General features: G+C 41.7%; 9 protein-coding genes and 1 other RNA gene. 5 read left to right on the plus strand and 5 right to left on the minus strand.

Translation table 11 applies throughout. From position 1 onward, the window contains the following. Nucleotides 1-51 precede the first annotated feature (51 nt). Nucleotides 52-1059 (minus strand): GntR family transcriptional regulator, encoded by a 1008-nt coding sequence (locus D1614_RS18370; protein WP_119439438.1) that lies wholly within the window; start codon nt 1057-1059, stop codon nt 52-54. Between the two features lie 162 nt (nt 1060-1221). Between D1614_RS18370 and D1614_RS18375 the strand changes: the two genes are divergently transcribed. The 3 genes from D1614_RS18375 (at nt 1222) to ssrA (ending at nt 4814) form a co-directional block, all read left to right on the plus strand. After that, the gene (locus tag D1614_RS18375; protein ID WP_206610073.1) at nt 1222-2262 is read left to right on the plus strand and encodes an aldose epimerase family protein; all 1041 of its coding nucleotides are present in this window, start codon (nt 1222-1224) and stop codon (nt 2260-2262) included. Between the two features lie 94 nt (nt 2263-2356). Further along, nucleotides 2357-4261, plus strand: a complete 1905-nt coding sequence (locus D1614_RS18380) for an AMP-dependent synthetase/ligase (RefSeq protein WP_119439439.1) — start codon at nt 2357-2359, stop codon at nt 4259-4261. Nucleotides 4262-4419: 158 nt separating this feature from the next. Further along, nucleotides 4420-4814, plus strand: a transfer-messenger RNA (tmRNA) gene (gene ssrA / locus D1614_RS18385). Nucleotides 4815-4885: 71 nt separating this feature from the next. Here ssrA and D1614_RS18390 read toward each other — a convergent pair. Then, on the minus strand, nt 4886-6154 hold the full coding sequence (locus D1614_RS18390) for a DUF4861 domain-containing protein (RefSeq protein ID WP_119439440.1): 1269 nt from the start codon (nt 6152-6154) through the stop codon (nt 4886-4888). A gap of 204 nt (nt 6155-6358) precedes the next feature. Between D1614_RS18390 and D1614_RS18395 the strand changes: the two genes are divergently transcribed. Further along, entirely contained in the window at nt 6359-9889 is a 3531-nt protein-coding gene (locus D1614_RS18395) for an immunoglobulin domain-containing protein (RefSeq protein ID WP_119439441.1), read from the plus strand. A 94-nt stretch (nt 9890-9983) separates the two neighbouring features. On the opposite strand, the gene D1614_RS18400 is transcribed toward D1614_RS18395, so the two are convergent. The 3 genes from D1614_RS18400 to D1614_RS18410 are packed head-to-tail and all read right to left on the minus strand — an operon-like array spanning nt 9984 to nt 12714. Then, a complete protein-coding gene (locus tag D1614_RS18400; protein WP_119439442.1) occupies nt 9984-11249 on the minus strand; it encodes an L-rhamnose isomerase in 1266 nt (421 codons plus the stop codon). A gap of 17 nt (nt 11250-11266) precedes the next feature. Beyond that, the gene (gene rhaM / locus D1614_RS18405) at nt 11267-11581 is read right to left on the minus strand and encodes an L-rhamnose mutarotase (protein ID WP_119439443.1); all 315 of its coding nucleotides are present in this window, start codon (nt 11579-11581) and stop codon (nt 11267-11269) included. Next, complete coding sequence (locus D1614_RS18410; protein WP_119439444.1) at nt 11581-12714, minus strand: L-rhamnose/proton symporter RhaT; 1134 nt, start codon at nt 12712-12714, stop codon at nt 11581-11583. The genes rhaM and D1614_RS18410 overlap by 1 nt, the downstream gene beginning before the upstream one ends. A gap of 131 nt (nt 12715-12845) precedes the next feature. Between D1614_RS18410 and D1614_RS18415 the strand changes: the two genes are divergently transcribed. Then, on the plus strand, nt 12846-13724 hold the full coding sequence (locus D1614_RS18415; protein WP_119439445.1) for an AraC family transcriptional regulator: 879 nt from the start codon (nt 12846-12848) through the stop codon (nt 13722-13724). The last annotated feature ends 87 nt before the right edge of the window (nt 13725-13811 follow it).

A 13811-nucleotide genomic window follows, 5' to 3' on the forward strand; every position in this document is an offset into this window, starting at 1 on the left:
TTATCCTTATTGATTTTCTTTTTCTCTCTATTTAAATCTCTATCCTCCAACTTATAAACTATGCCTGACTATCAGTTTCGCGGGATTACGAATCTGTCCGGTTCTTTTCGTCAGTACCATCTGCGCCAGGGTCTTCCCCATTTCATTAAAATCAGTAGAGATGGTAGTAATTCCTCCTGCCACCACCTCTTTCAGCGTAGTATCGTTAAACGAAACAATCCCAAACCGTTTTCCGAGTTTATATTTATATTTCTTGGCCATTTTTACCATTTCCACTACGTCGCGGTCCGAAATCAGAAAATAAGCTTCGTACATGGATGGATTTACACCCGTCAACGATTTAATTACTTCGTGTTCGATATTCCGCTCGTTGCAGTATTTCACAAAGCCGGCAACGCGCTCCACCGGTTCTTTTCCTCCCGGATTCACAAAGATCAGCTTCCGGTACTTTTTCAGTAAAGTACTACCCTCCACCATGGCATCGTACAAATCCTGTTCAAAATCCTGGTAAACCACCGGGTAATTTTTCAGGTCCTTTTTTAAGCGGTCAAGAATGTAAACCTTGTCAGCCGGAAGTTTTGAAATAAGATGACTTATGTTGTCGAAAGTAGCCGGCATAATAATATAGGAAGTATAATTTCCTACACACTCAGCGATCAGGTTTTTAAAAACCTTGTAATTAAAATGATGAAAATAAACCTCTACGGTGGCCCGTCCTTTCAACGTATTAAACAAGGAATTGTACAGGTCTTCTTTAAATGCATTTAATTCATCAAAAAGAACAAATACCTTTTCTTCAATCTGCACCTCGGTGGTAGCTACGTAATACCCCTTCCCCGGCTGACTACGGATAATCCCTTTGGCCTTTAATTCGTTAAAAGCGACCAAAACCGTATCGCGGCTCAAGTTAAAGTCGGCACATATTTCATTGATTGAGGGAACTTTATCTCCCTTTTTGATTAAACGTCTTTCGATGGCCTGGTATATAGAATCAATAATTTGCCTGTATTTGGGCCTTGACGAACGGGAATCGATTCGAATAATACGTTTGCTAGCCATTGGTTATAATTATGAAATGCAAAAATAGAAGTTTTTCTGTATAAAAACATGCTTTAAAACACTACCAGTACCTACCAGTTAAAAAGCTTTTTTTGCAAATTTGTCAATTAACATTTCTATCAATACAAAACGAATATATTTATTCCGGTTAAAACCTTATAAATGATGAAGATTACAACAACTAAATTTGGGAACCTGAAAGATGGAACCGAAGTGCTTCTTTTTACACTTGAGAACAATTCAATTACCATTAAAATAACCAACTACGGCGGCATAATTACCTCCATTGACATGCCCAACAGAAACGGCAGTATCGAAAATATTGTTTGCGGATTCGACGATCTTGAAACATATTTAAGTGATGAATATTTGAGCAGCTACCCATATTTTGGAGCCATTATTGGAAGATGCGGCAACCGAATTGCAAACGGGCATCTCGAAATTGAAGGGACGACCTATGACCTGGCTGTCAACAATGGCCCCAATCATTTGCACGGAGGAGCCCTTGGCTTTGACCGCCGGCTTTTTGACGCCGAAGTAATCGATGAAAAATCGCAGGTAGGCGTTAAGCTCACCTATTTAAGTCCTGATGGTGAAGAAAATTATCCGGGCAACCTGAAAGTGACTTGCATTTACACCCTAAACGAACAAAACGAACTGGGTATTCAGTATTATGCTGAAACCGATAAAACCACCGTGGTAAACTTAACCAACCATACTTATTTTAATCTTACCGGTTTTAAAGAAAACATATTGAACCACGAACTGGAGCTCACTGCCACAACTATGACCGAAATGATTGAGCAGATTCCGACCGGAAAAATTGTACCGGTAGTTGGTACTGCTTATGATTTCAACTCTCCAAAAAAGTTGAACGCAGCCGGGCTTGAAATGGGCTATGATGATAATTTTGTGTTTGACGATCAGGATGGAGAACTAAATTATATTGGCTGTTTAAGCGAAAACAACAGTTTTAGAAAAATAGAAATTTACACTACACAGCCCGGCATGCAGCTTTACACCGGCTACTGGAATCCGGAATTAACCATCAACGGAAAAAAGAAATTCGGTAGTTTCTCAGGAGTTGCCCTGGAAACCCAACATTATCCTGATTCGGTTCATCATTCCAAATTCCCTACGGTTTTACTCAAGCCCGGAGAACTTTACGACGAAAAGACAGTTTATAAATTTATCACTGAATAAGAAATGCCCGAAAGGGCATTTTTCTTTTATACCCTTTTATAGAAAGACATTTTTTCTATTTTTGACTTCCGTGAACTAAAAACTGTCCAACGTTATGAAGACCATCATTGAACTTTTTGAGACTGCTGTCGCTAATTATCCCGATAATATTTACCTGTGGGAAAAGAAAAACGGGAAGTATGAAGGAACCACTTACAAGGAAACCCACGATAAAGTTTTGGATCTGGCTGCCGGCCTGATTCAGATGGGCTTTCAAAAAGGCGACCGCGCTGCCTTGCTGGCCGATGGCCGTAACGACTGGATCATCAGCGAACTGGGCATGTTGTATGCAGGCGGCATCAATGTTCCGCTTTCGGTTCGTTTGCAGGAAAATGAGCTTACTTTTCGGTTGAAACACAGTGGAAGCAAATATATTTTTGTATCCAGGCAACACCAAATAAAAGTAGAAGATATTCGCAACGAGCTTCCTGATCTTGAAAAGATTGTTTACCTGGATGGTAAAGAAAATCCGGGAGAACAGGAAATTGATTACAGCGAGATAATGAGTGCCGGGGCAAAATTCAGAAAAGAAAACCCGCAACAGGTAGAAGCCATCTGGAAAGGCATTCAGCCCGACGACGTAGCCAATATTTCTTATACTTCGGGAACTACTGCCGATCCGAAAGGCATTATGCTTTCTCACCTGAATTATGCCGCAAATGTGGTGCAATCGAATTCGTTACTCGACCTGAAACAAGACTGGATCACGCTGGCTATTTTACCGTGGGATCATGCTTTTGCTCACACCACCTGCTTGTATGTGTTTATGTACAAAGGAGCCAGCATTGCATCGGTGGAGGTAGGAAATACACCACTTGAAACACTGAAAAACATTCCGAAAAATATCCAGGAAATAAAACCAACGCTAATGATGAGCGTTCCGGCGTATTCCAAAACTTTCAGAAAAAACATTGAAGCCGGTATTCGCAAAAAAGGAGAAGGACTGTTTAAGCTATACAACTTTGCCCTAAAAGTTGCTTACGCCCATAACGGATACGGCAACAACCGCGGCAAAGGCTTCCGCTTCTTTTTAAAACCTCTTTACTGGATTTTTGATCAGATTCTGTTCTCAAAAATCAAAGACGGTTTTGGCGGAAATATGAAATTCTTTATTGGTGGAGGCGCCCTTCTCGATGTGGAACTGCAGAGGTATTTCTATGCTATCGGGATGCCTATTTGCCAGGGTTACGGACTTACGGAAGCGGCCCCGGTAATTTCATCGAACATTCCGAAGGATGTAAAATTCGGGTCGTCAGGCAAGCTGGTTAAAAACCTGGAGCTAAAAATTGTGGATGACGAAGGCGTTGAGCTTCCCATTGGACAAAAAGGCGAAATTTGTGTGAAAGGCGACAACGTTATGCTTGGTTACTGGAACAACCCTACTGCGACAGCCGAGACCTTGAAAAATGGCTGGCTGCATACAGGTGACATGGGATACATGGGGAAAGATAATTTCCTATATGTACTTGGCCGGTTTAAAAGTCTTCTTATCAGTAACGATGGAGAAAAGTATAGCCCCGAGGGAATCGAAGAGGCTATTGTTGACCAGTCGCATTACATTCAACAGGTTATGCTTTATAACAACCAAAATCCGTATACTGTTGGAATGGTTGTTCCCGACATTGAAGCCATCAACCGTGAGTTAAAAAACCGCAACATCGAAAAAGGAACTCCGGAAGGACATAAAGAAGCGATTCAAATTATTCAAAGTGAATTAAATGAATACAAAAAAGGAGGCAAGTACGAAGGCATGTTCCCCGAACGTTGGTTGCCGGCCACTGTTGCTGTTCTTCCGTATGCATTCACCGCCGATAACAAGATGCTGAATGCCACCATGAAAATGGTACGCGGACAAGTGGTTGAACAATTCGCCAAAGAACTGGATTTCCTTTATACTCCGGCATCGAAAAACATTGAAAACGAAATGAATATTGCCGCTATTGAGCAGTGGTACAACTAATACTTTTTTGAACTCAGTTTCTTATAACTAACCTTGCAGCAAAGCAGATAAGCAGCTGATCATTTGATTGTGATCTGCGAAATCACAGTCTTACTGATTTTAGCCGAACAGGGGCCAATTAAGAATATAAATATTTCTTATCTTTGTAACCCTTCTAGGGGGCTGACTGGTTTTGACAGCGGGTAGAGGTGGCAGGTAAGCATGCAGGGTTTTGGTTGTTGACCCTTTAAAATAATGATCAAACCACAATTGGCGAAAATAATTACGCTCTTGCTGCGTAACCGAACTAAGTAGGTTACCTTTATCCCGAAACAAGGTTTTGGGACGAGACATCGCCCGGGTGCTATTGCTTTGAAGCGGCCCGATCCGGCGGTGCAAGTAAATCGAAGCTAGCAGAAATGAAGCTCTGGCGTTTCTGCGAAAATTAAAGAGCTAAGGTAAACCTTGGTGGCCCTGATCCGGCGTTTATTCGAAAATCAAGTCGGGGATAAGCATGTAGAAAGCTTGTGGCTTCCTCGTTTGGACGCGGGTTCGACTCCCGCCAGCTCCACAAAAAAAGTCTGTTAGCCGGTTCTCTTTACTTACCGGCTAACAGACTTCTTCAAAAGATCTCAATCAATTGGACTAAAAATGTACTTCGATTGGAGACGACAATACTTTTGATTCTTCTTTCAGATAGCTTTTAAAACCGTCTTCGGTTTTCCATTGGTCTTTTTCCAGTCCCCATACTGCTGAGAAATAATGACGGGCCGGTTTATTGGCTTCGGCTTTCTGCCCAATGTAATATGTTTCCGAGATTATATTGCTGAATCCCTTTTCAACTACAGTTTGGTATCCCAGTTTAAAGAAGTTAATATCGGTAGTACGGCCTATTTTCCCCGCTTCAGCTTTGGGAACCAGCACTGCCATCCCCAACTCATCGTTGTTTAGCGATTGAACATCGTGTGTACCCATGCATTCAAAATCATTGGCTTCGAAAGCAAAGGGTTCACGTTTTAACAGGCTGGTTACAATTCCGGTTACAATCTGTGCACCTTCGGGTAACCCTTTTACCGTAACATCAGACTGAAACCAGTATTTCCCGGGATAGATGCTTATCCTTTCTGTTGCTTCCAGGTTATCTCCATCAACATGCCAGCCTTTGTAAATAAGGTCGAAAACCGAGCGAACAGGGCCTTCCGAGACTTTCTGGTACTCGTAAACATCGGTTGATCCGAGCCGGTACAAAGAATCGTTTTTCAGCAAGGCAATTCCGCCCGACCCCAACGAACTTCCACAATGCAACACATCCATTCCCCAGTCGTTCAACGAATGATAGTCTTTGATTTCAGGGGTATGAATTTTATCGATGATCATTTCTGGCTTCAGTTTTCCAAATAAGTCTTTTACGTTGCGGCAATCAAAATACACCCGAAATGCGATTTTATCATTCTCCCAACTCACACTTTCGCCTTGTGCTATAATTTTAAAAGGCTCGGTGGCCGGAATAGCTGCGTAATGATCGACTTCTTTATACGCCCCGTCTTCCTGATGAACTCCCAATCGTAAGTTGGTACGTTTTTCAAATGCCGGATACTCATTTTCCGGAATCATTTCTAACACAGTGCTTTTCTCCTCATTGGCTTTAAAACTGAGCAACACTGCCACTTCGTCCCATTTCCCATCACCGTTCATATCATCCACTTGCGAAGGAAGTGTTTCCTCCCCCACTCTAAATATGGGCAAAAATCCTTCTTTGATTTCGACCTTCGCGGCCACTTGTTCGCGTGTTAAAACCACCACCTCATCCGAACGATCCTCCGGAACAGGGTTTACAAAAGAAATACGATGCTCCTGTTTACACGACAGAAGCGTAACAACTGCAAGCAGCAACCAACCAACCTTTGTGTTCATACTATTTTGTTTAATTAAGAATAAGTTTCCAAAGTTAGTAATCTCGTGTTTTAAACACGAGTCCAAATGTCAAATTAATGATACGATTAGATGCTCTTATCATTTGATTTGATATAAATAATCATTCATTAAAAGAATAAACTTATTTTCAATATATTTACGAAGCTATAATAACTTAACCATAAAAATAACTTTTAACCAAACATGAAAACCATAACCTACCTTGGCGCAGTAATTCTTCTTTTAATTCAGTTACCAATTTCAGCTCACACAGCTACAAGCCAAACAACTATAGCCAAAGAAGAATACCAATCACTTGTTGACCTGTACAATGCAACAGTCGGGAGTAACTGGACAAATAACACAAACTGGCTGGACACAATCAATCATTCAGTTGCCGATTGGTTTGGAATTACAGTAGAAAACGGTCACGTTGTAAAAATCGAACTCCCCGGGAACAATCTCCAGGAAGCAATTTTTGAATCTCGCGTGCAACTTCCTATGCTCCAAACTTTAGACCTTAGTAATAATTCTATTGATAGAGCCAATTTCAACAACATTGACAGTTTGTTAAATCTTACCATGCTCAAAATTGAAAATAATAAACTTTTAACCCGCCATATTTCGGACATCCGGGACCTTCTGAGTTATGGAAATTTCTCAAATAATTTCACTTATGCCCCGCAACAAAGTTTTGGGTTTTCACAGGAAATTGTAATCAAGCCTGGAGAATTGCTTGAAATAGGAGTTGATCCGTTTTATTTGTCCGAAAGCGATGAATTTCAATGGAAAAAAGATGGCGTTACTATCCCGGAAGTAAATAACTATTTTTTTGACAAACAAAATGCGACACTGCAAGATGCTGGGATCTATACTCTTTACATAACAAGCCCCAATGTTCCCGGATTGGTTTTGAAAAGTATGGATATCAATGTTACTGTAACAGATCTAGTTGGCGGAACACCAAGAAAGGAATACGAGGCGTTGGTAGATTTGTACGAATCGACCAATGGTAATAACTGGACAAATAATTCCAACTGGCTAGACACAACAGTTTCTTTTAACGAGTGGCATGGAATAACGCTGGATGATGAAGGGCATGTTAAATACATTTTGCTTTTGGACAATAATTTAAGCGGATATATCCCAAAATCCATAGGGAGTTTAAAACAACTCAGTGCCATTAACATTTCAAGAAATCAAATAGGGAAAATAGCACAGAATCAAGATTATACTAAAACGAGTATTCCGGAGGAAATCGGATCTCTTTCGAATCTAATTCAGTTAACATTGGACTACAATTCTTTACAATTTGCCGATTTGGAGCCTATACTATCATGGCCGAATTTTGGAAACATTAGGAGTTTCACCTGCAAGCACCAATCTCCCAAGATTAACTCTGTTATGAAGGAAGCAAATCCAGGAGAAACAATAAACATCAATTTGCAAAACTATTTACGGGCTCCTTCCGACCAATACCAATGGGTAAAAGGCAGTGAAATAATAGCGAATGCAAATGATTCGGTTTTTACAATTTCGAATATTACACCTTCGGATGAAGCAAACTACTATTGTATTATTACAAATTCTAAATTTCCGGATATGGAAATCACGAATTACGGTACCACTCTAAAAGTAAAATATATTCGTGGTGCCGGTGTCCCCATTTCCGAATACAAAGCCTTGGAAGCCTTTTACAATGCCACCAACGGAGATGGATGGAAATCAAACACAAACTGGCTTGACACCATTAATTATACGGTTGCTGACTGGGTCGGAATTAGAGTAAAAAACGGACATGTTTATGAACTCAATCTTGATTCAAACAATGTAGTGGGACAAATTCCGGCCAGGTTTTATGACCTGCGCTACCTTGAATCGATTGGAATGGTCCAAAACCAATTAGCCGGCTCCGTATCCGATCTGTTAAAGTATTTCAAAATGCTGAAAACGATTTCACTAGGTTACAACAAACTTGAAGGAACAATCCCAAAAGAGATATCAGAGCTGTCGCAATTATGGTATATGGGACTTAACAACAATAAAATTAGCGGATCAATTCCTATGGAGATTTCGCAATGCAAAGCACTAACTATCATAAATCTCAAACAGAACAATATTGGTGGTGAAATTCCGGTCGAAATTGGTGTTCTGCATAAACTTCGCTCCCTGATTCTTTCTAATAATTCCATAACCGGTGTAATCCCTTCCAGCATTGGTAACTTATCAGAACTAAAAGTATTGGATCTATCCAATAATCAATTAATTGGACCGATCCCCGCAGAACTTGGAAATCTGGAGAAAATTTACAGATTGGACATCTCGGGAAACATATTCGGTCAACCATCAGGAACAAAATCAGCACACATAAAACTGGCAGAAAACAACCGACAGATTCCGGATGCGCTAGAAAGTATATTAGGTTTGGATACTCTCCACCTCCAAAACAATCAACTTCAATTCAACGATATTGAGGCCATTTTAAACTGGGATAATTTTTCAGGAATAAATGAATTTACATATGCTCCACAAAATGATATCGGGGAGCTAAAAACGCTTTCTGTTAAAGAAGGAAGCTCTGCCAAATTATTTATCGACAATTATTACCCCGGTCCGTCGGATCAATACCAGTGGTTTAAAAACGGACAAATGTTACCGCAGGCAACAGCTCCGTTTCTGGAGATTGAAAGTGTCAGTTATACAGACGCAGGCATATATTACTGCAAAGTATCAAACTCCAAAGCAACCGACCTGGTTTTATCCAGCAAAGAAATAACGCTGACAATAACCGCAAAAGAACCAACTGCTGTTCTCGCCAAAGAAGACCTTGAACGACTTACTGAAATATTTAATACCTATAATGGAGAAGAATGGGGCAACAACTGGCTCGACACGGTAAACTTCACCATTAATGAATGGCTCGGGCTACAAATAGAAAACGGGCACGTTAGCAAAATCGACCTCTCCAACCTCAACCTCGAAGGTGAAGTCCTGGATGTATTTCTGGCTTTTGATTCGCTCAAATGGCTCAACCTGTCGAACAATAATCTTTACGGCCCGTTTCCTTCATTTTCGGGGAATAACACTAGTAATACAAAGTCGGTAGAAGATAATAATCACCGGTTAAGCTTTCTGAATATTTCCAATAACAGATTTCTTTTCTCGGATTTGGAGCCGGTTGCCAGCGAATTAATGAGTATTGATACTTTTATATATTCTCCCCAACAAATCTTCGGTTTTCCGATTGACACAACCATTAATACTCACGACAGTATCTCGATACATTTTGAAGCATATACAACAGGAGAAAATGATGTCCGGCATTGGTACAAGAGCAATACACTGGTAACTGATTCTGGGTTCGAATACCGTATTGACAATGCCAGCCTTTCCGACAGCGGCACCTATCAAATGCAAGTAACCAACAATATTTTCCCGGATCTGAGATTGGAATCGGTGTTATACAGCCTTTCGGTCTCACTGGCCGTTGGAGTCGATGATATTGAAATGCGCGACATAAAGGTTTATCCCAACCCGGCAAGCGATAAGATTTTTATTGAAACCAGGGGGAAAACCATTGACCTTTCGATCACTAATGCAAGCGGAACAAAGGTATTTCAGAAAAATACGATGCAATCAGACTGGATAAACGTAGATATTTATCCCAAAGGATTATACTTGTTCCGAATTAAATTCAAGGACCAGATTCTTTATAAAAAAATCTTGCTTCAGTAACAGTTTCTTTTCTGTTATCAGGAACCCTGGAGAATATAGAAAAGGCCATCCAAAATAATTCGGACGGCCTTTTTTTCACACAATAAAACGTGAATTATCTATTCACTAAAACCTCATTTTCGTATTTCTGAATTTCAGCAATGTAGTCGGCGCCAACCGGAACATTCTCCTGCAAGCAGTAGTAATCCCAAACAGCGCTGAAAGGCATTGTTTTTAGCTCTTCGAGCATTGCCAAACGTTCGAAATTCTTGCCTGCTTCTTCCAGTTTCACCAGGTCATTGGTCGGTTCCAGCGCAGCAATCAGGAAAGCCTTTTGTGCAGCACGGGTTCCGGTTACATAAGCCCCAATCCGGTTAATCGAAGCATCAAAGAAATCGAGCCCGATGTTTACTCGGTTCAGAAAATTGTTTCGCATAATTTCGGAGGCAATCAATTGCACATCTTCGTTTAATGTTACCACATGGTCAGAATCCCAGCGAATCGGACGCGTAACATGCAGCAATACTTCATCCACAAACTGAAGCACCGACGAAATCTTGTCGCCCACCTGCTCTGTGGGGTGAAAATGCCCGTTATCCAGGCATATCAGAATATTGTTGGCGATGGCATACCCCAGGTAGAAATCGTGCGATCCCACGGTCATCGATTCCACACCAATTCCAAAAAGCTTGCTTTCCACGGCATCTTTCATGTGCTCTTTCGGATATTTTACGGCCATGGCTTCATCCAGCGATTTTTTCAAATTGGCACGGTAGCCGTTTCTGTCTACCGGCGTGTCTTTTGATCCGTCCGGAATCCAGGTATTGTGCACGCAAGGTGTTCCCAGTTGTTTACCAACCTCGGCAGAAATGGCACGGCAACGCTTTACGTGTTCCACCCAGAACTTGCGGTTCTCTTCGTTTTTACTCGAAAGTGTAAATCCGTCGGCAGCACGTTCGTGTGAGAAGCAGGTGGCATTAAAATCCATCCCAATTCCCTGCTTTTTACACCAGTCGATCCAACTTTGAAAGTGTTTTACTTCGATCGCATCGCGGTCCACCACTCCACCCTGAAAATCGCCGTAAATGGCATGCAGGTTCAGTCGCTGTTTTCCGGGAAGCAGCGCCAGCACCTTTTCCAGGTCAGCACGGATTTCTTCTATCGTAGTTGCTTTCCCGGGATAATTTCCGGTGGCCTGAATTCCTCCCGACAGTTCGCCGTGTTTCACCTCGCACCCGCCAACATCATCGGTTTGCCAGCAGTGAAGCGAAATATTAACACCTTTCATTTTTTCAATCGCAGCATCGGCATCCACGCCCAGCGCAGCATATCTTTCCTTTGCCAGTTCATAAGCTTTCTTGATGTTCTCAGTATTGCTCATTTTATTATTTTTTTGATTTATTCCATGTAAAATACTTCGGGTAACTCCACCGAAACAGGTGAGTTATCGTCGTTTGTCTGCATAATGTCGCTCATGTATTTCCACCAACGCTGAACGATTTCGCTTTGCCCCAGATTTTGAGAGCCATCGTCTCCTGATACTTTTTGAAACGCAAACAAAGTATTGGTTTCTTCGTCCAGAAAAATGGAGTATTCACTTACTCCCGCTTCTTTCAGCAGCGTTTTCAATTCGGGCCAAATCTCGTTGTGTCTTTTTTGATACTCCTCTTTCTGGCCTTCGCTCAGGTACATTTTAAACGCCAGCCGCTTCATTATCCCAGTGCATTTAATTCAGGATACAGCCATTTAGCCACTCCAATTACAATCACCGACAAAAGAATGGTTCCGATCCCCAGCAGAATAGTCCGGTACGTATTTTTGGAAACGCCTTTCCATTCTTTGCGATAAAATCCCCATAAATTGGCTGTAAGAATAATGGTTGCCATGTGAAGTGTCCACGAACTGGCCCCATTACCAATTTTTGTTTCCCCCATTCCATAAAAGAAGAACTGCAAAAACCAGGTAGTTCCGGCCAGCGCACAAAACAGGTAATTACTGATCAGGGGCGCTTTTTTATCGACAAAATCACCGCCGGTTTTATTTTTAAGAATCAATGCGATCGACCAAATCAGGTTGGTGGTTAAGCCGCCCCAAAGTATCACAAAAAAGATGATATTATTTTCAAACAGATAGGTCATCGGTCCACCTGCTTCTCCTGCTGCCAGAAAAGGATAATTTGCTTGAACGGCCAAATCTCTGGCGGCAACACCCATTTCCTTCCCGGCATCTATTCCGAAGCTGAAAAAGGCACTTAAAACCCCGGATATAATGGCGATGATTAAACCGGTTGCCAGCTTAAATTCGGTATTTATTCCCACCTTTTCACCGGCCAGGTCTTTATCTTTCATAATTCCGGCACGACCGCTAAGAATGATTCCCGCCAACAAGATCAAAATACCCAGCAATACAATCCGACCACCCGGACTGCTAAACAAATCAGTAAACGAAAGCCCGTTGGGCAACAATTCGGCTACACCCGGGATGTTCCGTAAAATCGGTAAGCCAAGCGAACCAACTACGGAAGTAATACCCAGCAATACTGAGTTCCCCAGCGACATTCCCAAATAGCGAATCGCAAGCCCATAAGTTAATCCTCCGATTCCCCATAAAAGTCCCATGATGTAGGTATTACGGATCACACTGCCTTCAGCGGCCTGTAAAATTCCGGTCCAATCCGGAATAGTAAGTGAAACGGCAATGAACGGCATGATCAGCCATGAGAAAAGGCCACCGGTGATCCAGTAGATCTCCCAACGCCACTTCTTCACCCAATCGTACGGCATATACCAACTGCCCGAGGACATACCCCCCAGCGAATGAAAAATGATACCTAAAAGAGCATGCATAATGATTTGATTAATTTGATGTTATTTTTTATTGATTCGTCAGCAATTTAGATTTAACAAAAATATATGCGGCACCCCTTTCAATCAATACAGAAAATGAGCTTATATTTATATTTTTTGGCACTAAATAGATGAAACGGCAATTCAAATATCTAACGACCAGCGACGAGGATCTTTCGTGGGGAATTCATTTAAGTGTGGCAGGTTCTGCCAGCATCCCGCCCAACACCTTGTATCCTCCGGCAGAGCACCCGTCAGAATACTCTTTTTTCTGGGAAGAAGGGCGTGTACTGCATGAGTATCAGCTCAATTATATTTCGGAAGGTGCCGGCATATTCGAAAACCGCCACGGACGGTTCCCGGTAAAGGAAGGCTCATTGCTTGTGATTCTTCCGAACGAATGGCACCGCTACCAACCACTAACCAAAACCGGGTGGACCGAAAATTACGTGGGCTTCAAAGGACAGATCGCCGATCACTTTTTGTCAAACCCTGTTTTTAACAGCCGGCAACCGGTTTTACAGCTGGGCATAAAAGAGGAAATAATTGACACACATCTGAAAATAATGGACTTTGTGCGGAAAGAGCAACCCGGGTATCAGCAGATTGCCTCCGGCATGATCGTAAAACTACTGGGGTACATTATTTCCTTTGAAAAACAAAAGGGATTCTCCGGAAAAAGAATTGCCAAGGTTATTGAAGAAGTTCGTTTTGTAATGCGGCAAAACATCGACAAGGAAATCAACCTGGAAGAACTGGCGGAGCAACACAATGTGGGATACTCTTATTTCCGCAAAATGTTTAAAAAATACACCGGCGTTTCGCCCGGTCAGTATCATTTACAACTGCGGGTAATGCGGGCAAAAGAACTTCTGGTAGCAAGCAATAAAAGCATCAAGGAGATCAGTCTTGAGCTGGGATTTCAAACGATCCACTATTTCAGTCTTATCTTTAAGAAAAAGGTAGGAATGAATCCTTCGGAGTTTCGGAAAAGAATTGGTGGGAACTAAAAAGCATTGAACTTAAAATTTCAACACCACAAAAATAACAGGAGAATCATTTACCTGTATTGGAGTTAAAACTCGGTCTGGTAATTT

The sequence above is a fragment of the Maribellus luteus genome (genome assembly GCF_003576475.1).
Lineage (GTDB): Bacteria > Bacteroidota > Bacteroidia > Bacteroidales > Prolixibacteraceae > Draconibacterium > Draconibacterium luteum.